Consider the following 22,034-nt stretch of genomic DNA (forward strand, 5'->3'; position numbering starts at 1 on the left):
CAGGGTGTCAGGGACGCGAGGCCGGCTGCGTCCACGTCTGGCAGTTCGCCACTTCCTGGCGATGGCGCTCCCGGTGAGACGCAGGCCCTCCATGGGCCGTGTCCCGGGGGCCGACACTTTCCCGCGCGAGCCCTGCTTTCCCAGGATGGGAGTGGGTTAAACACGCGCTCAAGGTTCCATGGATACTTCCGTTTCGCCCCGCTCCGTCACCGGCCGTCTCGACGTCCACCCCCGAGGCTTCGGCTTCCTCACCGTCCAGACGCCCGGCTCGCCCGAGGTGTTGTCGGCCTTCGTCCCGCCGCCCGACCTCAACCCGTACTTCGCTGGGGACGTCGTCACGGCCACGGTGACGGCGGGCGCGGATGGGCGCTGGTCGGCCAGCCAGCTGTCGTTGGTGGAGCGGCCCCGCACGCAGGTCTACGGCGAGGTGGTGCTGCGCAAGGGCGCGCCGCTGCTCCGGGTGGACCGCGAGGTGGCCAACGCGGACTGGGTGTTGGACGCCGCGGGTGCGCAGGTGCAGGCCGGTGACGCGGTGGTGGCGCGCATCGACGAGGGCAAGGTGGTGCTGCTCTACCGGGTGGAAGCGGGGGAGGACCGCTCCCTGGAGCGCGTCATCGCCCGGCACGGGCTGCGCAAGGACTTCTCCGAGGAGGCCGTGGAGGAGGCGCGGGGCGCGCGCGCGGTGCCGCACGCGGTGGGCGCGCGGCGGGACCTGCGGGACGTGCCCACGGTGACGGTGGATGCGGCGTCCACGCGGGACATCGACGACGCGATTTCGGTGCTGCCGGCGGGGCCGGACGGGGCGCTGCGGCTCCTGGTGTCCATCGCGGACGTGGCTGAGTACGTGAAGCAGGGCACGGCGCTGGACGTCGAGGCGCGCGAGCGGGCCACCAGCGTGTACCTGGCGGGGCGCGTGCTGCCGATGTTGCCGGAGGCGCTGTCCTCGCATTGGCTGAGCCTGGTGCAGGGCGAGGAGCGGCTGTGCCTCACGGTGGAGCTGCGCATCGACCCGCAGGGCCGGGTGACGGCGGCGGACGTGTACGAGAGCGTCATCCGTTCGTGGGCGCGGCTGAACTACGACGAGGTGGCCGCCTTCCTGGACCGGGGTGAGGTGTCGGCGCCCATGGAGCCGGTGCGGGAGATGATGCCGTGGTTCCGGCTGGCGGCGGCGCGGCTGGCGGTGGCGCGGGCGGCGCGAGGCGGCATGGAGTTCGCGCGGGACGAGGCGCGCTTCACCTTCGACCAGGCGACGGGCGAGCTGTCCGGGCTGGTGAGTGAGCAGCCGACGTCCGCGCACGCGATGATTGAGCGCTTCATGGTGGCGGCGAACGAGGCCATCGCCGGGTGGATGCTGGCGCGCGGCCTGCCGGGGGTGTACCGCGTGCACGAGCAGCCGGACCCGCTGCGGGTGGCGGACCTGAATGCCTTCGCGGAGACGTCTGGCTTCGCGGCGGGCTTCGGACGGGAGCTGACGCCGCTCGCGCTGGCGGCGTTCGACCGGCAGATTGCGGGCGCGGTGGCGGAGCCGGCCTTGCGCTCGGTGCTGCGGCGCTCCCTGGGCCCGTCGCGCTACACGGTGAAGCCGGGGCCGCACTTCGGCCTGGCGGCGCCGCTGTACCTGCACTTCACGTCACCGATTCGGCGCTACGCGGACCTGGCGGTGCACCGGACGTTGAAGGGGTACCTGCAGGGGCGCCGGGACTTCGTGGACGAGGACCCGGGGGTGGAGGCGCTCGCGGTGCACATCAACGCGAAGGCGCGCGCGTCGACGCGCGCGGAGAACGACCGGCACCGTGAGTTGGAGGCGCGGTGGATGGCGGGGCACGTGGGCAAGCAGTTCCAGGCGCGTGTGACGCGGGTGCGGCCCTTCGGCCTGGTGGCGCAACTGGACGGCATGTTGGTGGAAGGCGTGGTGCCCACGGATGCACTGTCCGGCGGCCCCTTCCGGCCGGACGCGCGCGAGCTGTCCCTGGTGGGCAAGGAGCGGACCTTCACCGTGGGCATGCCGGTGACGGTGAAGGTGACCTCCACCGACGAGCAGCTCGGACGCATCGAGCTGGCGCTGGCCAGGTAGCCGGCGCGAGCCTGCCCTCAACCCGCGAGCGGCAGGCCGTCCGTCTTCTCCGTCAAATCCTTCGCGGTGGCCCACCCGAGCAGCCCCGTGGAGGACTTCACCAGGTAGAGGTAGCCCTCACCCTTGCGGCCCGAGCGCGCGGCGGCGAGGACCTGAATCCTCGAGCCCTGGGCCAGCAGGGCCACGGCCTTCTTGTCCGTGCGGCTGCGCGCCAGCGGGAACGACTGCTTCACCGTGGCCTCGGCGCCCACGGCGTACAAATCTTGCGGCACCTCGGACACCTTGCCCGTCTTCGCGTCCAACACGTACTTGTCGCGCCGGTTCCAGAAGCCCTGCCATGAGTCGGACAGGATGATGCCGTTGCCCTTGGCCTCGGTGAGCGCGGGCACGGTGCCCAGCAGCTTCAGCGCCTTGCCGTCGAAGCCGTAGAGGTACGAGCGCTGGTCATAGTCCGTCTGCCCGGTGCGCACCATGAGCTCCTTGCGCTGGTCCCGGCTGTCCAGGTCCACGATGAACACGCCCGCGGGTTCATTGTCGTCACCCGGGCCTCGGATGCTCGCACTGCCCGCCTTGAGGACGAACTCGTTCTTCGGCGCGTCGAACTGGAGGGACACCGCTTCAGGCGTGCCGTCTCCATTCAAATCCACCGACGCGGACTTCACGGGGGCCGTGTCATCCGCGCTGGCCAGCGGCGCCGTCAGCAGGGAGCACGTCATCACCGCCAGCACGGACGCGTTCGTCTTCATCAAGGTCCTCGGTGTCACGCGGCGCCGTGGAGGCACGGCCCGGATTCTCGCGCCCGCATCGTAGCCACACCGGTGCGCGAGGCGGCTGGGATTCACCGCGTCGCCGCGCTCAACCCCGCCGTCCGAAGCGCCCCCGGAAGTGCATGTCCAGATAGGCCTCCGCATGCTCGTAGGTGGCCAGGTCCGTCGAGGACAGCGGGCCTCCGTGCTCCGGCAGGTTCGCGCGCCGGGCCCGCTGCAGCACCGAGCGCGGCGCCCCCTCCGAAGCAGGCGCCAGCGCGCGCGCCACGGTGGCCACTCGCGCATGGGCCTCGTCCACCACCGCGAGCGCTTCGTCCAACGAGACTTCCTGCTCCGCCAGCGCGGAGAACAACTGACAGTGATACCGCCTGCAGCTCGCCGGACGGTCCGCGTAGACGGTGCACGCGCGCCCATCCAGGGCCGGGCAGCGCTGCATCAAGGCGGGACTTCCATCCGTGCGTGAGCCCACCGGCAGCCCCCGCCGCTGGAGCGCCAGGGCTTCCTCCGGCTGGAGCGACACGTGTGTGAAGAGCGTCCCGTCACAGCACATGCCGCAACGAAGGCAGAGGGTGTTGAGCGGCATGGTCCTCCCCCTAACCCGCTGACGATGCCGGTTCCATCACAGCGTTCAGGCATGCGAGCCCTCGCTTTCCCGGTGGTCATGCCACATCACCTCACCCCCAAAGCCCGGGTGCGCGCGGACCCGATGGGATGCGGGCGCACATCCCGTCTGAGAGGGAAATGACCATCCGTGTGACACTTGAAAAATAAGACATCCAGACCTGTCCTGGAGAACAGGTTACGCGCGGCTCGTTCGTGCTCACGCTTCAGGTGAGAATTCTCAAGTCTCATACCTGTGAAGCCGTACAATCGACGTCCTTCAGACAACGGAGCTGTCATGCAGGCGGACACGCTGGATGGGTTGAGCGGCCGGGCGTCGATGCTCGGTTACCGGATGGGGACGGAGCTGACGGCGGTGGCGTCGTTCGGAAACCTCCAGGCGCCGTGTCGGCTGGTGCAGCTGTCGTTGGAACACCTGACGCTGAACCTGGGCACGCAGGCGGCGCCGAAGCCGGGCGACACCGCCTCCGTGGTGCTGGGCCATGGAGAGCGCTGGGCCACCGCGCTGGACGTGGAGGTCATGGACGTGCGCGGCGCGCCGGAGGTGAGCCTGCGCTTCCTGGCGCCGCCCCTGGACGCGGGCCGCCGCATCGTCTCCGTGCTGGAGGCCCTGCGTGACAACGGCCTGCTGCTCCCGCCGGAGACGCGGCCGGTGTGGAAGGAGCGCATCGAGCACCCCGACCGCGTGCGGCGCATCTGCGACGCGCTGGTGGGCCGGCGGGCGCGCGGCATGGCGCGCGCCGCGGATGGGCGCAAGGTGCCGGTGACGGCCGCGTACTTGGACTCGCATGAAGGCCGCATGGGTTGGCGCTTCGAGGGTGAACTGCCCGTGGGGCCCTTCACCCTGGAGGCCTTCGGCTACAGCAGCGTGGTGCACCTGGAGGTGAGCGAGGCGCGCGAGGAGTCCGGCCTGGTGCTGATGCCGATGCCCCGGGAGCTTGTTCGCTACCGCCACCGCTGGCTGCGGCGCGCGCCGCCGAGCCGTGCCTGCATGCTGTCCTTCGACCATCCCCTGTGGCCGCAGGTGCACGTGCGGCGTCAGGTGTTGGACCTGTCCTATGAGGGCCTCGCCTTCCTGACGGAGCCCGGCGAGGACCTGCTGTACCCGGGCCTGCGTCAGCCAGTGCTGGAGGTCGTGACGGAAGGAATGGCGCCGGTGCGGCTGCGCGCCGAGGTGCGCAACATCGCCAGCACCGCCGCTGGCCGCCGGTGTGGCATGTCCGTGCGGCCCCTGGACGCGGCGGGCGCGCAGGCCTGGCGCGCGCTGGTGGAGGCGCAGATGCACCCGGCCACCCAGGTGGAGGGTGATTGGAGTGATGCCACCTGGAAGCTCTTCGACGGCTCGGGCTACTTCCGGCTGCCGGGCAAGTCGCCGGAGGACTTCGAGGACGCGCACCCCCGCTTCGACGCCACGCTGGCGCGGCTGGAGGGCCGGACGCGGCTGGGCTACCGGGTGGTGCACCCGGAGGGCCAGTCCGTGGGCGCCACGCTGTCGGTGGTGAAGCCGTACGAAGGCAGCTGGATGGCGCACCAGCTGGCGCGTCAGCCGGTGAAGGGCAGCCGCACGTCGGCGCGCGAGGCGCTGCGCGACATCTACCTGCGCGGCTACGAGCCCACGCAGGTGGACCCGGAGGTGAAGTGGTTCTTCGCCTTCTGCGAGGCGCGCGTGCGCTGGGTGCGCTTCACCAAGTTCGACTTCGCCACCTGGTACGAGCACACGGGCCAGACGTGCCTGGTGCCCTTCCAGTTGATGGAGGCGGAGGTGGACGGGGCCTGGGAAATCCCCGTGGGCATCGAGGTGGGCACGCCCACCGAGGCCGAGCGCGCCGCCTTCTTCGAGCAGGTGGAGCGCACGCGCCCGCTGGCCTACCGCGAGGCGCTGGACCTGGTGCCGGAGCGCTTCGACCTCAAGCGCGCCAAGGAGCGCTGGGGCGAGGCGGGCCTGGGCCGCGAGCGCGAGCTGGTGGTGGCGCGGCATGAGGGCCGCCCCGTCGTCCTGGCGGTGCTGGAGACGGCGCAGCCGGGCCTCAACCTCTTCAACGTGCTGGACGGCGTGCGGCTGGTGCCGCTGGTGGACGACGCGACGAAGGAGGCCCAGGACGCCATGGTGGCGCTGCTGGCCCACGCGGCGGACTGGTACCGCGCGCGCGAGCGCAAGGTGTTCATCCACTACGTGGAAGCGGCCTGCGTGGAGTACGTGGAGCGCGCGTCGCTCGCGGACCTGGGCGAAGGCAAGCTGTGGGTCATCTCCGCCAGCCTGCTGCCCGAGTTCCTCGAGCACCTCTTCGAGGCCACCACGCCCCCAGCGGGGGCGTAGTCGCGGGGACGGGGGCTCAGCCCTCGTCTTCGTCCGGGTCCGGGTAGGACTCCAGCTCGTCGTCTTCCTCGGCGGCGTGCGCGGGGGCGCGCTTCTTGCTCTTGGTGTCGCCACTGCCGACGTCGAAGTCCGCCGCCACCACGTACCACTGGCGGCCCTGCTGGATGCGGCGCAGCAGCCCTTGCTGCTCCAGCGCGGCCAGCAGCCGGGCGAAGGTGGAGAAGCCGTGCTCGCGCTCGTCGAAGTCGGGCTCCTTGCGGACGATGGCCTCCTTGATGAGGGACGGATTCACCGGCCCGGTGGCGCGCGCCAGCATGCTCTGCACCACCTCGCGGGCGATGTCCGGCACCTCCGTCTTCGACTGGGCCTTGCCGCCACCCTGCGGCGTCTTCTCCTTGTCGCCCCGGCCCTTCTCGTCGCGCCCGTGACGGCCGCGCTTGCCGGGGCCCGCCTCCTCGGCGGGCACGCTCTGCCGGCCCTTCTCCTTGTCTCCCTTGTCGGAGCGTGACTGGCGCGGGCGCAGGTAGATGAACTCGTCGCAGGCCTTCACGAAGAGCGGCGACGTGGACTCCTTCACCGCGAGCCCGATGACGGTGCGCCCGTTCTCACGCAGCTTGTAGGCCAGCGGGCAGAAGTCGCTGTCCCCGGAGCCGATGACGAAGGTGTCGATGCTCTCGCGCGCGTAGCACAGCTCCAGCGCGTCGATGACCAGGCGCATGTCCGCGCCGTTCTTCCCGGCGCGCGTGGAGGGCGGCACGTCGAGGAGCTCCACGCCGAACTCGTGCAGGCGGATCTTCGCCTCGGCGAAGCGGGACCAGTCGCAGTAGGCACGTCGGTAGACGACCTTGCCCTTCTCCAGCAGCCGGTCGAGCGAGGGCTGCAGGTCGAAGCTCGCGGAGCTGATGCCCGTATTGGTGACGAGGTTCTCGAAATCGATGAAGAGGGCGATGCGATGCTCTTCGTTGCGACCGTTCACGTGCAGCCTCTGCGTGTTGCCGCCACGCGGGCGGCGGGAAAAGGGTCCTGGCAGGACTGCGCACCCTAGCCCTTTCTCGCGCGCTTGGGGCGCCCACCTGTCTGGAGTCAACATTCCGCGCCGTGGGCCCGGCGCGCCGCACGGCGCGCGGCCCTGGGCGCGACGGAACGGTCCGCCCTCAGGGTTGCGGCGTCGAGTCAGGTCCTAGCTTGTCGGCAACGGGGGGCTCACGGCCCCTCCAGGAGGAGGACCCATGAAACGAATGCACGCTGGGAACTGGCGGGTCGCCGCCGTGGCGGCGTTGATGGCGCCGGTGGCCGCGCTGGCACGTGAGCCCGTCAATCCCTCGGACGGGTCCACGGACCCGATGAACAATGCCCAGCAGCACGGCCTCGACCGGAACTTCACCAACTTTGGCGCGACGATGTCCATCGACCGCTCCGGCAGCGGCAGCCAGCGTCTCCTCGATGTCGGGCCCCAGGCCAGCGGCGTGGGCGTGCCCATCCGCGAGGTGACGCCGGACCAGGACGAGATGAAGCGCTTGTCCGGCAAGGTGCTGAAGCTCAACGGGCAGATGCTCTACCTGGAGACGGAGCCCGGCGCCGTGGTGCCCTTGGACCTGAGCGCGCTGCGCATCCGCAAGCAGCCGCAAGCAGGCCAGCGCGTGGTGGCTGTCTACCAGGTGGAGAACACCACGGAGAACGTGGCGCTGGCGCTCGCCGGCGAGGTGCAGCCGAAGGACTGACGCTTCTTCAGTCCTCCGGGTGGAGCTGGACGAGCGAGGGCAGCTCGGCTGCCCTCGCCCGCAGGCGCGGCTTGGGCCGGATGGCCACCGGCACGCGCGAGGCCGCCAGCAGCTCCAGGTCGAACACGTTGTCTCCGAAGGCCGCATAGAGCGGCTGGGACGTGCGCGAGCGCAGACAGAGCACCTTGCCGGCCGCGTAGGGGATGGGCTCGACGATGCCGGCCAGCACCGTCCCGTCCTCCGTGCGCGGCGTGCAGGCCAGCACCTTCAAGGGGCCCAGCCCCACCTCATGCACGGCCGCCTCCACGACGGCGAGCGGCGAGGCGCTGACCACGTAGCAGGGGATGCCCTGGCCGTGGGCCCACTCGACGACGCGGCGGCTCTCCGGGTGGATGCGCTGCTTCACCTCGCGCCGGGCCACCACGTCCTTCGCGAAGGCGCGCACCGCGTCCACGCGCCAGCCGGCGAAGAGCCACGCCGCCATCTCGTAGATGTCCTTCTCCGGAATCCGCCCCGCCTCGAAGGCGGCGAAGAGCTGGTGTGCCAGCTCGCGCGCGGGCAGGCCCTTCGCGAAGCCATGCGCGGCGGCCAGCCGCTCCAGGGCGGCCTGCGCTTCCGGGCGGATGCCGCCGTGCTCCAGCAGGGCCAGGAACAGGTCGTCTCCCACGTCCCCGCTCCACAGCGTGCCATCGCCGTCGAAGGCCAGCACCCCACCGGGGGCGCGCTCGACCTCCAGTTGGATGCGCTCCAGCGTCTCCTCCACACGCTCCATCTTCATGGGCGCGCATCCTCCCCCGGCCTCGGGCCCGCGTCACCCCGGCTGTGTTCCATCATCATCACTTCGCGGCGTCCGCTCGCGCCTCGTCCAGCAGGCTCAGGTCCACCAGCCCGTCGATGTTGGCGTCGGTGATGAAGCCCAGCGTCTTCGCGTGCGCGGCCGCGGTGGCGAGCGCCCGCGGCACCGGGTCCAGGCTGGGCTCCAGCCGGGAGAAGGCCTGCTGGAGGATGCCGGCGGGCAGGGGCTTGCTCGTGAGGCGGCCATAAGCGGCGTTGGCCGCGGTGGCGAAGCCGGCGGGGTCCTCTCGCCAGCGCTCGGTGAGTCGCAGGTGCGCGCGCAGCAGGGCGACCACGCGCGGGCGCTGCGTCTCCAGCACCTGGCGCGTCGTCACCAGCACCGTGGTGGGGAAGCGCCCGCCCGGCCACAAGTCTCTCTCATTCACCAGGATGCGGCCCTTGCCCTCGGCCACCAGGCGCGCCCCCCAGGGCTCCGGCACCCAGGCGCCTTCAATGCCGCCGCGCAGGAACTGGCCCAGGATGTCCGGGTTGCTCAGCGGGAAGAGTTGCACGTCCCCGGTGCCGTCCAGGCGCGTCGTCAGTCCCTGCTGCTTCAGCCAGTAGCGCAGGGCGATGTCCTGCGAGTTGCCCAACTGCGGCGACGCCAGCTTCTTGCCCTTGAGCTCCGCGGGCGTCTTCACCGTGCGCACCACCAGCACCGCGCCGTCGTTCACCGCGCCGGCGATGACGCGCAGCTCGCGCCCGGCCTTGAGGAATGTGTTGATGGCCGGACCGCTGCCCACGTAGGACACGTCCAGCGAGCCGGCCACCAGCGCCTCCATGGCGGCGGGGCCCGCGTTGAACTGCATCACCTCCAGGCGGCCCACGCCCGACTGCGAGGCGAACGCGCCCTCCGCGTTGCCCACCAGCGCCTGGGCGTGGGTGATGTTGGGGAAGAAGCCCAGGCGCAGCGGCGCGTCCGGGCCCCGCGCGGCGGACTCGCGCTTGCAGCCCGCGCCGAGCACCACCAGTCCAGCGACCACCACGGGCAACAGGGTGCGGAAGACACGCATGGCCGCTGAAGGTGTGACGCGGCGGCGGGATTTCAACGCCCGCCGGGGTCAGGTGTCAGGCGCCACACGGCCGCAAACGCCTCACGTCGTCGCCGTCAGCCCCCACCGCCGCCGCAGCCGCACCTCCACCGTCTGGAAGAGGACACGGTCCACCGTGGTGCCGATGATGACGATGGCCACCATGACGGCCATGACCTGGGGCACGTCCATCAGCTCGCGGCCCACGGTGAGCAACTGCCCCAGGCCGCCGGAGACGAAGAGCAGCTCACCGGCCAGCAGCGCGCGCCAGGCGAAGCTCCACCCCAGCTTCAGGCCGGTGACGATGCCGGGCAGGGCCGCGGGCAGCAGCACGCCGAACTGGAAGCGCAGGCCCCTCACGCCCAGGGTGCTGGCCACGCGGGTGAGCTGCGGGTCCACGCCGTTGACGCTGTCCTCGGTGGCGATGGCGATGCCCAGCACGCTGCCCATGACGACGACGAAGAGGATGGCGCCGTCCGTCAGCCCGAACCACAGCAGCGCCAGCGGCAGCCAGCAGATGGACGGCAGGGCCTGGAGCCCCATCACCACCGGCTTCACGGCGTTGCGGAAGAAGGGGACGCGGGAAATCAACATGCCCAGGGGGACGCCCAGGGCCACGGACATCAGGTAGGCGCGCAAGAGTCGCCCCAGGGAGCGCCCCGCCGCGCCCACCAGGCGCCCGTCGGCGACCATGGCTACCAGGCTCTGCGCCACCGTCAGGGGCCGGGGCAGCAGGTGGGGAGACCAGACACCCATCCGGGCCACCAGCTCCCAGAGGCCCACCAGCAACGCGACCACCAGCAGCTTCTGGGCATGGTGTTTCATGACACACCTCTAGGAGCCGGGGAGCACCTGCGGACGGAGCACGGGCTGGGCGGGGGCCCGGGTGGGCGCGGGCTGGAGCGAGCGCGTGTGGACGCGGCCCTCCACCTCGCGCAGCAGGCCGCCGACGTGCCGCACCATTTCATTGAGCGCCGCGTCCTCCGGCCGGCGCGGCATGGGCAGGTGGACTTCCAGGTCCTTCACCACGCGTCCCGGGCGGGGCGCCATCAGCACCACGCGGGTGCCCAGCATCAGCGCTTCATGGACGTCGTGGGTGACGAACACCACCGTCTTGCCGGTGCGCACCCAGATGGACTGGAGGAGCTCCTGCATGTGGATGCGCGTCTGCGCGTCCAGCGAACCGAAGGGCTCGTCCATGAGCAGCACGGCCGGGTCCACGGCCAGCGCGCGGGCGAGCGAGGCCCGCATCTTCATGCCGCCGGAGAGCTGGTGGGGCAGCGCGTCCTCGAAGCCGCCCAGCTGCACCCGCTGGATATAGGTGTCCGCCCGCTCGCGGCGCTCGGCGCGGGGCATGCCCCGGGCGGCCAGCGCGAAGGTGATGTTGCCGCGCACGGTGAGCCACGGGAACAGGGCGGCTTCCTGGAACATCAGCAGCCGGTCCGGCCCCGGCCCGTGGATGGGCAGCCGGTCAATGGACACCGAGCCCCCCGTGGGCACCACGTGCCCCGCCAGCGCATAGAGCAGCGTGGACTTGCCACAGCCGGACGGGCCCAGCAGGCACACGAATTCGCCCGAGCGGACGTTGAGGTCCACGTTCTGCAAGGCGACCACCTTGTTGGCGTACTCGTGGTCCAACCGGGTGACGCTGATTTTGGCGCGCTCCGCACCGACATGCGCCGGCTGGAGCAGGCGCAGGGAACTTCTCCAACGACCGAGGAGGGCGCGCAGCATCGGCCAGAAGGTAGGCACGTAGGTGCAAGTGGGAAGGGGGAGCAGGCAAAGGGCCCGTTGAGGGTTTCCTCACCTGCTCGTCGCTCTTGAGCGCGGAGGGGGCTCGTGAGCCGTTTCCTGGCCTTCAAGGCGCGCCGGGAAGGCTTCGTCCCGCCCGGTAGAAGCTAGTGACGCGGCGGGCGCGAGTTTACATCGCCTGCCTGGCCGTCCTAGACGTCAGGGCATGGTGGAAGAGGGACTCATCGGACTGCTGCTCTCTGGGGCGTGAGGCGAAGGCCCTTCGTCCCTGGGGGGCTCAGGCGGCGCGCTGTGCCCGCTCGGTGCGCAGGTGCGTCCGCGTTCGCGAGCCCAGCCACGCGGCGAAGACGAGCAGCAGCACCCCCACGCTGGTGAAGGCGCCGCCCACGCGCAGCGAGGCGTCGCGGTCATCCCAGACGAACTCCAGCGGGGCGTCCCCCGGGTTCGCGAAGGCCTGCTCCAACTGCGCCTCCACGCGCGTGGCCACCGCCTCCTCGGTGGCCCACTGGAAGAAGAGCGGGTACTCGCCGTGCGCCGTCACCAGCGTGGGCCGGAAGATGGGCACGCGGTTGCGGCGGGCGGCGCGGGTCCGGTCCACCTTGACGCCTTGCACGTCCTTCATCGCGAAGCTGGCCACTTCGTCGCAGGTGAGCCAGCTGGAATGGAACAGCAGGCACACGCCGCCGGGCTGGCACCGCAGCTCCACGCGGGCCTTGGCGTTGAGCAGGTAGGGGCCCAGCACGAGGAAGGGCAGGGCGAGCAGCACGCACGCCGCCGCGGCAATCGCCGTGGTGCGGCTCTTGCGCGGCGCTTCATCGGAGTAGGAGGGCTGGGGCTCGCTCACACCGCTCCTCATAGACCTGGGCGGGCCGGGTGGGCAGCGGTTTCGTGCATGCACAGCGTTGACCCCTGGGCAACGTGGGCGCGGGCGCTGTTCACCAGCGGGCCCGCGGCGCCACACGTCCGTGTCTGAGCGAGCAGTCGTGCCTGGCAGGCAGCACCGTGTCTCGTCCGCGCCCGGCCGTAGTGCCGGGACGCGCAGCGCAAGGAGGCCGTATGAAGGCGGTGGCCGTCTTCCCCCAACAGCGCGAGGTGCGCGTCATCACCGACGCCCCCGAGCCCCGCATCCAGTCGCCCACGCAGGTAAAGGTGCGGACGCGGGAAATCGGGGTGTGTGGCACGGACAAGGAAATCATCGAGTTCAAATACGGCGCCCCGCCGCCGGGCTCGGACCACCTCATCCTGGGCCACGAGTGCCTGGGCGAGGTGGTGGAGGTGGGCGAGGCCGTCCGGGGCCTCAGCCGCGGAGACTGGGTGGTGCCGCGCGTGCGCCGGCCGTGCCCGCATGCCACCTGCCCGCCGTGCCGCGGGGGCCACCCGGACTTCTGCATCACCGGCGACTACACCGAGCGGGGCATCAAGGGCGCCCACGGCTTCGGCGCCGAGTCCTTCGTGGAGGACGTGGCCTACCTGCACCGGGTGCCCACGGAGCTGCGAGAGGTGGCGGTGCTCACCGAGCCGCTCACCATCGCGGAGAAGTCCCTCCGTCAGTTGGAGCACCTTCAGGACCGCCTGCCGTGGAAGGCGGGTCCGGGCCGCGCGGTGGTGCTGGGCGCGGGGCCGGTGGGACTGCTGGGCGCCATGGCGCTGGTGCGCCGTGGGCACGCCACCACGGTGTATTCGCGCAGCCCCAAGCCCAACGCGAAGGCCGAGGCGTCGGAGGCGCTGGGGGTGCCCTATTTCTCCTCGAAGGAGGTGCGGCCGGAGGAACTGGTCCGCAGGGTCGGCGCCGCGGACGTCATCTACGAGGCCGCGGGCGCGGCGAAGGCGGCGCTGGAGACGTTGAAGGCGCTGGGACCCAACGGCGTCTGCATCCTCACCGGCGTGCCGTCGAAGGAGGAGCCCTTCGATGTGTCCCCGGTGCTCAAGGACATGGTGCTGGGCAACCAGGTGCTGCTGGGCACGGTGAACGCGGCGGATGTCGACTTCGACATGGCGCTGGAGGACCTGCGGCACTTCCAGGCCCGCTGGCCCGGGGGGCTGGAGCGGCTCATCTGCGCCCGGCACTCGCCCGAGGACTACCGTGACGTCGTCACTGGCAAGAAGGCTGGTGGCATCAAGGACGTCATCCGCTTCAGCTGACCCTTCGACGAGGAGCGACTCATGGCAACGGGAAGCGGCGGCGCTTCGGTGACGGGACAGCCGGTGGCCATCGAGGACCACGGCGTCATCGGCGACCTGCGGACGGTGGCGCTGGTGGCCAACGAGGGCACCATTGACTGGTTCTGTTTTCCGCACTTCGACAGTCCCAGCGTCTTCGCCGCGCTGTTGGACCCTGAGAAGGGAGGCCACTGGAGCGTCGCGCCAAAGCCCGACGGGGTGATGAAGCGGCAGTTCTACTGGCCGGACACCAACGTGCTGGTGACGCGCTTCTACACGCCGGACGGCGTGGGCGAGCTGGTGGACTTCATGCCCATGGCGGGCAAGAAGGGCGTGAAGGAGGAGCGGGAACTCCTCCGGCGCGTGCGCGTGGTGCGCGGGGAGATGACCTTCCGCATGGAGTGCTTCCCGGCCTTCAACTACGCCAGGGACCCCCACGAGACGAAGCTCATCCGCAGCGGGGCGACTTTCTCCTCCCAGACGCTCCAGCTCACGGTGTCCTCGTCGGTGCCGCTGCGGAAGGCGGAGCGGGGCGTCACCGCGTCCTTCACCTTGCATGAGAACCAGTCCGCCGTCTTCTCCATGCACCCGGGCGCGCGCGCGTCCTGCGAGGCGGTGGTGCACAACCACGAGTCCTCCGAGGACCTCTTCCGGGAGACGGTGGAGTACTGGCGCCACTGGCTGTCGGGCTGTCAGTACAGGGGCCGGTGGCGGGAGACGGTGCAGCGCTCGGCGCTGGCGCTCAAGCTGATGACCTTCGCGCCCACGGGGGCCATCGTCGCGGCGCCCACGTGCAGCCTGCCGGAGTCACCCGGCGGCACGCGCAACTGGGACTACCGCTTCTGCTGGCTGCGCGACGCGGCCTTCACCGTGTACGCGTTCATCCGCATCGGCTTCAAGGATGAGGCCGCGGCCTTCATGCGCTGGGTGGAGGCGCGCTGCGCGGAGTATGACACCGGGCCGCTGCCCTTGATGTTCGGCATCGAGGGCAATCGCGTGCCGGAGGAGCAGGAGCTCTTGCACCTGGCGGGTTATGGCGGGGCGCGTCCGGTGCGCATCGGCAACGGGGCGGCGGACCAGCTGCAGCTCGACATCTACGGCGAGCTGATGGACTCCGTGTACCTGTCCAACAAGTACGCGGCGCCTATCTCCTATGACTTCTGGCGGCACCTGCGGCGGCTGGTGGACTGGGTGTGTGACAACTGGGAGCTGCCGGACGAGGGCATCTGGGAGGTGAGGGGCGGTCAGCAGCAGTTCGTGTACTCGAAGCTGATGTGCTGGGTGGCGGTGGACCGGGCCATCCGGCTGGCGGACAAGCGCAGCCTCCCGGCGGACCGGGCCCGCTGGCACAAGGTGCGGGACACCATCTTCGAGGACATCATGGAGAAGGGGTGGAACCCGGAGCGGGGCGCCTTCGTCCAGTCCTATGGCGGCCACGCGCTGGACGCGGCGAACCTGCTGATGCCGCTGGTGTTCTTCCTGTCCCCGGTGGACCCGCGCATGCTCCAGACGCTGGACGTCATGCGCAAGCCGCCGTCCCAGGGCGGCCTGGCGTCGGACGGGCTGGTGTTCCGCTACGACGTGGAGGCCACGCTGGATGGGATTGCCGGCAGCGAGGGCACCTTCAACCTCTGCAGCTTCTGGCTGGTGGAGGCGATGACGCGCGCGAGCGTGGCCCGGCCTGACTTGCTGGAGGAGGCGCGGCTCATCTTCGAGCGGATGCTGGGCTATGCCAACCACGTGGGCCTGTACGCGGAGCAGACGGGCATGTCCGGCGAGGCCCTGGGCAACTTCCCGCAGGCGCTGACGCACCTGGCGCTCATCAGCTCCGCGTACAACCTGGACCGCACGCTGGGCCGGCGGGACTGACGGGGCGCGGCAGCACCCCGGCGCCCTACACGCCCAGGAACTCGCGCCAGGCGCCGGGGGTCACCACGCCGAGCACGCGGATGCCGAGGTCCCCGGGGCGGCGGGAGACGTCCAGCGCGTCGAGCAGCCGGGGGTCGTCCGCGAAGTGGCGGCGCTTGCGCTCCACCAGCAGCTCGAAGTCGTGGAGCATCGCCTCCCGGACGTCCCGGGGCAGCCGCCTCATCGTGGCGCGCGCCCGCTCCACCCAGCCCTTCTCTGGCTCCCAGGTGTCCTGCACCACCGCGTTCCACGCGCTCATGGCCAGCGCCAGGCCGGTGAAGAGCTCGGCCCGTGGGTCCTCCGACTCGTCCACGCCGTCGAGGATGGGTCTGGCGAACTCGACCAAGGCCTCGGAGACCTTCCCCGGGGGCACCTTGCGCGTGGGGACGCGGGTCACCGGGTTCCGCTGGGTGGTCAGCGCCAGCAGGTCGAGCTTTCCGACGTACCTGCCCGTCAGCAGCGGCAGGGGGATTTCCAGCCGGACCCGGACCTGGAGGTCTCTCACCTCCAGCTCCAGGTTCACCTCGCGCTCCTCGGGACGCGCCCGGGCGAGCGCCAGGCCCACCGCCACCGCCAGCGCCAGCTCCTCGGAGTTGCCCAGGCGCGGCACGTTCCGCTGGACGCGCATGACGGCGGGGGCGAAGGGCAGGCCGGTGACGTCCTTCACCACCTTCGTCACCCACTCCGGCGCGTCCTCCAGCGTCACGCCCAGCGAGTCCGGGATGAGCACGTCGACGTTTCCTTCCGGCAGGCCGGACATGCTCATCCGCTCCACGGAGCCGGCCCGGTCGAAGAGCACGAAGCCGAACTCGCTGCCCCCCTCCCCCATGACGGACAGCTCCCGGGTGCCTCGCACGGCGCCCTCCAGGTGCACGGTGAAGACCTCGTCGTTCGTCCACGTCTCCCAGGGCGCCGCGCGGATGACCGCCGCCGTGGCCTCGAGGAGCGCCGCTGTCACCTCGGGCATCACCTTCAAGCCTGGCGCCGCCGGGGCCCAGTGCAACTGGAGGGCGAGCGCCGCCCGGAAGCGGGCGACGGAGTCCGGCATGGGCCGCGACGCGAAGCCGTGGGCCGCGCCGGCGCGCGCCAGCCGTCCCTCGCAGTAGCGCTTGAGCCCCGGCCGGTCCCGCGCCAGGGACTCCAGCCCCTCCGCGTCCCGGCGCCCGAAGACGGGCGGCAGCGCCTCACCGTCGGACGTCAGCGCGACGTAGATGGAGGCGCGGCCGTCCACGCCCATGTCGATGGGCCCCAGCTTGAAGGCATAGAGGACCCCGGGCTCCAGCTCGGCCACGGGCGCCTTCCGCCGGGGCTTGCGCTGGGCGGCGTCCTGGAAGGCCCGGCGGCGGAGCGGAGGTGGTTCGAAGGAGAGGTCCGGGGGGAGCTCGGTGGGGGGGAAATCGGTGGTGGTGAGCTCCGCGCGGAGGGGCTCCAGCGGAGGCGCCTCCTTGGCGGTGTACACCTGGGTCAGCGGGATGCGCTCGTCGCGCGACAGGCCCAGCTCCGCGTACAGGTCATCCCAGAGCGGGCCCGCCGTGGCGGTGACGTGGGACAGCTGCGACTCCTGGTCCTTCAACCATTCGAGCACCTGGGCGCGGCCTTCGGTGGACCGCGCCATCACCCGGGCGCTCTTCCCACCCCAGGCGGGGATGCCGCGCGTGAGCTCCTCCCGGATGCGCTGCACGAGCACCCGCGCGAGCGAGTCCGCCAGCTCGGGGGGGAGGTCGTCGGGCAGGGAGGGGTTGGGCGCTCCGCGGATGACCTCCTCGGGCCCCAGGGTGTCCTCCTCGTGGACGGCCTCCGCGCCCAGCAGCTCCGCCAGCAGGGCCTTGCCCTTCTCCAGGCGCTGCGCGGACTGGGTGTCGAGGACCAGCGACTGGCCCTCCATCCTGAGGGTGCCATACACCGCCGGGTTGTTCGTGGGCGCCACGGGCCGGGAGCCCTGCCAGGTGTAGTGCCCCTTGCTCTCTCGGGTGAGGCCATCATGCTGGCGCAGGCGCTCCTCCACCTTCGCGGGGTGGCGGATGCGGAAGCGCGCGGTGCAGTGCCGCAGCGGCTCGCCTTCGGTGTTGAGCACGGGCCGCTCGGTGGTGAAGAGCTCCAGCACCCGCTGGTAGAGGAAGGGCGCCAGCCGCCGGACCTGCCTGTGGCGGCCGGGCGCGTCCGCCGCGAGGGGCGTCTGGGCGGCGAGCTGCTGGCGCGCGGCCACGATGACGTGCTCGCGCAGCATGCGGGGAATCAGGACGACGCCTCCCACGAGCTCCAGGTGGTCCTCGGCGGGCAGCACCGCGCTCGCAATCAAGTCATGGCGGACCACCTGCGTGGTGAGGCTGCGCTCCCGCACCTCCAGCACCTCGTCGAGCAGGAGGTCCCGCAGTCGCAGGCCTTCTCCGAGCCGCACCTCCTCCACCTCGAACACCGAGCACCAGGACGCGGCCAGGGCCGACAGGAGGCCGCGCTCGGCGCGTGACAGGGACTTGCCCTCCTTCAGGAGGCGGCGGTCCGCCGCGGTGCGGCCCTGGGCGTCTTCCTTTCCATGGAGGGTCCACGCCATCAGGGCGGCGTTCATCCAGGGGTAGTGCCGGTCATCCCAGGACTTCGGAAAGTCGGCGCGCGCGCTGGCGGACAGCGCGGGCTCGGCGTCGGAGAAGGCCCGCAGCGAGGCGAGGCCGCGGTGGAAGGCGGTGGGGCTCCAGGTTGCCATGGAGGCACCCTATTCATTGAGAGGGGATGCCTCTACCTCGTCATGACGTCGCGCCATCAATCCGATGAATGGCTCACAGGAAGGACGCCGGTGGGTGGAGACACGCCGGCTCAGCGCCCCTGGAGCTGACTCCCTGTCCGCGTGAGCCACTCCAGCCCCTGACCGCCCAGGGGCCGGGCCTGCGCGCGCTGGACCTGGCTCCACTGCCGGGGCTCTACGAGCAGGGCACCGCCGCTGCGCAGGGCGATTTCCCAGGCGAGCGAGGGGCGCCGGCGCATGGGCTCGGTCTCCAGGGCGCGGGACAGGGTCTGCGCGGTGAGGGGCGCGCCACGCAGGTAACGCTGCTCCGCGGTGAAGCCGCCGCGCCGCCGTGCCCACCAGGTCTCCACGGCCTGGGCGTCCACCGTGGCGGGCGGCACCTCGGGGCGGGGGAGCGCTTCATGGAGGTCTTCGGGCGTGGACTCATCGTCAGCGGACGCGTCCACGAGGAACGGGGGCGCCAGGGGCAGGCCGGTGATGGCGGCGAAGGAGGCCAGGGCCAGGGCGCCCTGGGCTTCATCCCGCGTGAGGGGCAGCAGCGCGTCCGCCGCGGCCATCCTGCCGCTGAAGCCCAGTGCCCAGAGGACCTCCCTGTCCGCCGCGGGGTCCTTCAGCCGCGCCGTGAGCGCCGCGAGGTCCTTGGCTTCACCCGCCACGGCGAGCGTCAGCAGCGCGGCGCGCGAGCTGGAACCCCGCGCGCGCTCCCAGGCCTCACGCGAGCCCAGCAGCAACCCGGTTTCCAGGGCGGCGGTGCTCACGGTGGGGTGAGGATGGCTCAAGGCGCGTGACAGCCGTGCGTCGCCTTCCTGGGTCCGGGGCAGGAAGGGGAGGGCGCGAAGGGCCTCGGCATGCGGCGCCGGGTCGGCTTCCCAGTCGAGCTGCTCCAGCGCGTCGCTCGCGTCGAGGTGCCGGGTTCGCGCGACCCGAAGCAGCCCGGCCTGAAGCGCGGGTGTCAGCGTCGGCAGCTTCGTCAGGAGCAGGGCGTGGAGGTCCGCCCGGTCGAGCAGCTCCAGCGCCCGGAGGATGCCCGGCTGAGTCTCCTCGGGGCCTTCCTCCAGGTGTCGCAGCACGGGCTCGCGCCAGTCGGGGTCCTCGGCGGAGAGCAGGGCCCACGTCGCGGAGGCCCCGCACGAAGGCTCCTCGGAGGCCAGCGCGGGCAGCAGCAGGCGGGTGGCGACGGCGCGGCCCCCGAGCACGAGCGCATCCAGGTGCGCCCGCAGGCGCCCTTCATCACCCTGGGCCACCGAGGACAGGGTGTGCTCCGGGCTCCACAGGGCGTGCTCCCACTGCGTCCACAGGAACTCGGCTTCCTCGAGGTGGCGCTCCAGGAGCTCCCAGCGGACGGTGGGACGGCGCGGCGGCAAGGGGCTCACAGCTCCTTTTCACAGACGAGGCACCGGGCCTTCGTGTCGTCCTTGCCGAGCGCGATGACGGGCCCCTGGAGCAGCGGCGCGGGTGGGGTGTTCTTGTCGTTGTGGAGCATGAGGTCGAAGGTCCGGGCCACGCCCTTGCCCTCGAACTTCACGTCGAAGGAGGAGTTGACGAACTCGGCCTTGCCCTTCGTCTTGCCAGAGACGACGCCTCCGCCCGCGCTGCCCGCTTCGTCGCCGGTGCTGGTGCTGAAGTTCGAGTCCTCGACGCACACCGGCTTGCCATCCACGAACACTTTCGTCGTGCCCTTCGCCGTGTCCGAGGACATGGCGACGTTGGGGTAGGGGATGGGCACGGGGCCCGCGGGGCTGGGCGTCTTGCAGACGTCCGGGAAGGCGATGCTGGTTCCTCCGGTGTCCTTGTGGACGACGGACAGCTTGTTGACGCCGACGGTCGCGCTCATGACGGGTGGCTCCTCGTCCCGGCAATGTACCGCTCCCGGGTTCGTGGGACGAGCCAGGGTGGTGGCCCGTCACATGGCGCCGTGGAAGACTGGCCCGTCGGTGCAGGAGGTCTTGGCGCGCATGTTGGGGTGGGTCCAGGCGGTGGGAATGGCGTCGTCGCTGGGGCCGCTGGTGCCCGCCGCGGCGGCGTTCCGTGCGGGGATGTCCTGGCCCTCGGCGGCGCCGGACTTCGAAGTCTTCCTGAAGGGCGACGAGGAGCCGAGCCCCGTCACCGTGCATGCGGCGGGAGAGGCCACGCTGGGCTTTTCGGGCGTGGGGCGGCTGGTGGCGCTGCTGGCGGAGGCGCTGGTGGACTTGGGGACGCGGGTGGACGTCGCGGCGCTGGGGCCCGGCGTGGGGCTCTACCTGGCGTTGCCCGACCCGGAGGCCCGGGGCTTCACGACGGGGAAGGAGCCCTCCGAGGAGGACCCGGACGACGCCCGCGAGCGCGTCGCGCGGCTGGTGGACCGGGTGGTGAAGGGGACGTGGCAGGCGCTGGGCTGGCCCGCGTGGAAGGGGCCGGTGCGGGTGTTTCCCACGGGGAACGTGGCCTTCGCCCAGGCGCTGGCGGCGGCGGGCGAGGACCTGCGGGCCTCGAAGGTGGAGCGGGCGCTCTTCTGCGCGGTGGACAGCTTCATCTCTTCGGAGACGCTGACGTCGCTGCACCAGCAGCAGCGCCTGAAGACGCCGGGCCGGCCCACGGGGTTGATGGCGGGTGAGGCGGCGGTGGCCTTGCTGCTCACGCGCGAGGAGCCCGCGGAGCCCTCCATGGCAGTGGTGCGGGTGGCGCAGGGGCGCGACGCGGCGCCGCTGGACGGGGAGCAGCCACCGGATGGGCAGGAGCTGGCGCGGCAGGTGCTCGCGGCGTTGGGGCCCTTGGGGCAGGACGCGCCCGCGCCGCTGCTGGTGTCGGACCACGACGGGCAATACGCGCGCGCCTTCGAGTGGGGGATGCTGCAGGTCCGGCTGAGGGAGGCGGACGCCCGCTTCGAGCGAGGCGCGGTGTGGATGCCGGCCAGGAGCTTCGGGCACACGGGGGTGGCCTCGGGAGCGGTGGCCACGGCGATGGTCTTCCGGGCGCTGGCGCGGGGTTACGCGCCCACGCCTTCGGTGTTGGTGCTCTCCTCCGCCGAAGCAGGGGAGCGCGCCGTGGTCCACCTCACAGCGTCAGGCCGTTCCAGCCCTCGGCTTCGTAGACCTTGAAGCCCGCGGAGGGATGGCGTCGTACTTCAATGAGTCACTGGACCCTCACCTCCTGGTGGCGGTGCTTCATGATTCCTCGTCGGCCTCGCCGTCCTCCTCTTCCATCCAGCGCAGGAAGCGCATGGCACCGACCAGGGCGAGCACCGGCTCTCCTTCCTCGTCCAGGAAGCGGATGGCGTCCTGTTCATCAGACAGGCTGACCTGGACGCAGTACATGGCCATGTCCTTGCCGGGACGGACCAGATCCTTCATCAGGGCGCTGATGATGCGTGGATGCGCCTCCATCACCTCTGTGTAGACCTCGTCCAGGGGGACCAGCACTCCCCGGACGCCCTCGCGTGCGGTGACGAAGCACGGCGACTGTTCCTCCAGGACCCGAGCGACGATGTCGGCGGGCTGCTCTTCCATGCAATTGGCTTCGAACATGATGCGTCAGAGCTCCAGTCCGTCCCAGCCTTCGGCTTCGTAGACCTTGAAGCCGGTCAGGCCCGCTTGCTCGAAGGCAGCGTGGACGTCGTCACGGATGAGGATGAGACGGCGTTCCTTGGTACAGCGGAACATCTTTGCGTCGGGGCTAATAGCGCTGGTGTTGAGGGCCAGCCTGTCAATGACACCGATTTGGTCCTTTTCAAGCGAGTCCATCTCGTAGTCCGAGCGCTCCATGTCAATGGCATCTTCTGCGCCGAGGAGATTGAGGAAGGCGTAGTCAGGCCCGACGACATTTCCCTTGTGATCCTTGACGGTGACCGGAAGCCATTCCGCATTGGAGACCCCAAGCGACTCAATGAGTTTGCGCGCCCGTCCAGAGACGAGAAGGTCGCTCATCAAGTTGGGTTGGAAGTCGTAGAGGTTTTGGTCGTCAGGGTAACTTTTGGAGAACGAAACCTCTCCCTCTATGGGGAACTCTTTGGCAAGAGTGATGCCTTCATGGAATTTCCATTCGGCTGGACTGCCGCGTGGATACGAATCAATGAAGCCAGCCTCTTCTGCCATGATCTTGAAGACAAAATATTGCATGAGAGTGCGGGTCTG

At 70.8% G+C, this 22,034-nt stretch carries 19 protein-coding genes; 6 read left to right on the forward strand and 13 right to left on the reverse strand.

Features of this window, described 5'->3' with window-relative positions:
* The first annotated feature begins 178 nt into the window (after nt 1–178).
* Nucleotides 179–2,074 (forward strand): ribonuclease R family protein, encoded by a 1,896-nt coding sequence (locus KGD87_RS26760; RefSeq protein WP_284663610.1) that lies wholly within the window; start codon nt 179–181, stop codon nt 2,072–2,074.
* A 17-nt stretch (nt 2,075–2,091) separates the two neighbouring features.
* Here KGD87_RS26760 and KGD87_RS26765 read toward each other — a convergent pair whose 3' ends face one another.
* A complete protein-coding gene (locus KGD87_RS26765) occupies nt 2,092–2,820 on the reverse strand; it encodes a hypothetical protein (RefSeq protein ID WP_284663611.1) in 729 nt (242 codons plus the stop codon).
* A 109-nt stretch (nt 2,821–2,929) separates the two neighbouring features.
* Nucleotides 2,930–3,424 (reverse strand): YkgJ family cysteine cluster protein, encoded by a 495-nt coding sequence (locus KGD87_RS26770; protein ID WP_284663613.1) that lies wholly within the window; start codon nt 3,422–3,424, stop codon nt 2,930–2,932.
* A gap of 315 nt (nt 3,425–3,739) precedes the next feature.
* Between KGD87_RS26770 and KGD87_RS26775 the strand changes: the two genes are divergently transcribed.
* A complete protein-coding gene (locus KGD87_RS26775) occupies nt 3,740–5,779 on the forward strand; it encodes a PilZ domain-containing protein (RefSeq protein WP_284663615.1) in 2,040 nt (679 codons plus the stop codon).
* A gap of 16 nt (nt 5,780–5,795) precedes the next feature.
* Here KGD87_RS26775 and KGD87_RS26780 read toward each other — a convergent pair whose 3' ends face one another.
* The gene (locus tag KGD87_RS26780) at nt 5,796–6,755 is read right to left on the reverse strand and encodes an NYN domain-containing protein (protein WP_284663617.1); all 960 of its coding nucleotides are present in this window, start codon (nt 6,753–6,755) and stop codon (nt 5,796–5,798) included.
* A gap of 253 nt (nt 6,756–7,008) precedes the next feature.
* Between KGD87_RS26780 and KGD87_RS26785 the strand changes: the two genes are divergently transcribed.
* Nucleotides 7,009–7,500 carry a hypothetical protein gene (locus KGD87_RS26785; protein WP_284663618.1) on the forward strand — a complete coding sequence of 164 codons (492 nt, stop codon included), beginning with the start codon at nt 7,009–7,011 and terminating at the stop codon, nt 7,498–7,500.
* Between the two features lie 7 nt (nt 7,501–7,507).
* Here KGD87_RS26785 and KGD87_RS26790 read toward each other — a convergent pair whose 3' ends face one another.
* From KGD87_RS26790 to KGD87_RS26810, 5 genes are all read right to left on the reverse strand, one after another.
* Nucleotides 7,508–8,278 (reverse strand): HAD family hydrolase, encoded by a 771-nt coding sequence (locus KGD87_RS26790; RefSeq protein ID WP_284663620.1) that lies wholly within the window; start codon nt 8,276–8,278, stop codon nt 7,508–7,510.
* 58 nt (nt 8,279–8,336) lie between these two features.
* The gene (locus KGD87_RS26795) at nt 8,337–9,347 is read right to left on the reverse strand and encodes an ABC transporter substrate-binding protein (RefSeq protein WP_284663622.1); all 1,011 of its coding nucleotides are present in this window, start codon (nt 9,345–9,347) and stop codon (nt 8,337–8,339) included.
* 81 nt (nt 9,348–9,428) lie between these two features.
* Nucleotides 9,429–10,190: an ABC transporter permease gene (locus KGD87_RS26800; RefSeq protein ID WP_163784161.1), complete on the reverse strand. Its 762-nt coding sequence runs from the start codon at nt 10,188–10,190 to the stop codon at nt 9,429–9,431.
* Nucleotides 10,191–10,199: 9 nt separating this feature from the next.
* Nucleotides 10,200–11,099, reverse strand: a complete 900-nt coding sequence (locus KGD87_RS26805) for an ABC transporter ATP-binding protein (RefSeq protein ID WP_284663624.1) — start codon at nt 11,097–11,099, stop codon at nt 10,200–10,202.
* 295 nt (nt 11,100–11,394) lie between these two features.
* Complete coding sequence (locus tag KGD87_RS26810) at nt 11,395–11,961, reverse strand: hypothetical protein (protein WP_284663626.1); 567 nt, start codon at nt 11,959–11,961, stop codon at nt 11,395–11,397.
* A 212-nt stretch (nt 11,962–12,173) separates the two neighbouring features.
* Here KGD87_RS26810 and KGD87_RS26815 point away from each other — a divergent pair, with 212 nt between their 5' ends.
* Complete coding sequence (locus KGD87_RS26815; RefSeq protein WP_284663628.1) at nt 12,174–13,259, forward strand: glucose 1-dehydrogenase; 1,086 nt, start codon at nt 12,174–12,176, stop codon at nt 13,257–13,259.
* Nucleotides 13,260–13,280: 21 nt separating this feature from the next.
* The gene (locus KGD87_RS26820; RefSeq protein ID WP_284663630.1) at nt 13,281–15,146 is read left to right on the forward strand and encodes a glycoside hydrolase family 15 protein; all 1,866 of its coding nucleotides are present in this window, start codon (nt 13,281–13,283) and stop codon (nt 15,144–15,146) included.
* Nucleotides 15,147–15,171: 25 nt separating this feature from the next.
* Here the strand turns inward: KGD87_RS26820 and KGD87_RS26825 are convergent, their stop codons facing one another.
* From KGD87_RS26825 to KGD87_RS26835, 3 genes are all read right to left on the reverse strand, one after another.
* Nucleotides 15,172–17,886: a hypothetical protein gene (locus KGD87_RS26825; RefSeq protein ID WP_284663631.1), complete on the reverse strand. Its 2,715-nt coding sequence runs from the start codon at nt 17,884–17,886 to the stop codon at nt 15,172–15,174.
* A 110-nt stretch (nt 17,887–17,996) separates the two neighbouring features.
* Nucleotides 17,997–19,298 (reverse strand): TIGR02270 family protein, encoded by a 1,302-nt coding sequence (locus tag KGD87_RS26830; RefSeq protein WP_284663633.1) that lies wholly within the window; start codon nt 19,296–19,298, stop codon nt 17,997–17,999.
* Nucleotides 19,295–19,759, reverse strand: coding sequence for a DUF4150 domain-containing protein (locus tag KGD87_RS26835; protein ID WP_284663635.1), 465 nt, complete (start codon nt 19,757–19,759; stop codon nt 19,295–19,297). The genes KGD87_RS26830 and KGD87_RS26835 overlap by 4 nt, the downstream gene beginning before the upstream one ends.
* Nucleotides 19,760–19,880: 121 nt before the next feature.
* Between KGD87_RS26835 and KGD87_RS26840 the strand changes: the two genes are divergently transcribed.
* Nucleotides 19,881–21,002 carry a hypothetical protein gene (locus KGD87_RS26840; RefSeq protein WP_284663636.1) on the forward strand — a complete coding sequence of 374 codons (1,122 nt, stop codon included), beginning with the start codon at nt 19,881–19,883 and terminating at the stop codon, nt 21,000–21,002.
* 66 nt (nt 21,003–21,068) lie between these two features.
* Here the strand turns inward: KGD87_RS26840 and KGD87_RS26845 are convergent, their stop codons facing one another.
* Both KGD87_RS26845 and KGD87_RS26850 read right to left on the reverse strand, forming a co-directional pair.
* Entirely contained in the window at nt 21,069–21,428 is a 360-nt protein-coding gene (locus KGD87_RS26845; protein WP_284663638.1) for a hypothetical protein, read from the reverse strand.
* A gap of 6 nt (nt 21,429–21,434) precedes the next feature.
* Nucleotides 21,435–22,019 carry an MXAN_0049 family immunity protein gene (locus KGD87_RS26850; protein ID WP_284663639.1) on the reverse strand — a complete coding sequence of 195 codons (585 nt, stop codon included), beginning with the start codon at nt 22,017–22,019 and terminating at the stop codon, nt 21,435–21,437.
* Between the last annotated feature and the right edge of the window lie 15 nt (nt 22,020–22,034).

The organism is Myxococcus sp. SDU36 (genome assembly GCF_030168875.1).
GTDB classification, from domain to species: Bacteria; Myxococcota; Myxococcia; order Myxococcales; family Myxococcaceae; genus Myxococcus; species Myxococcus vastator.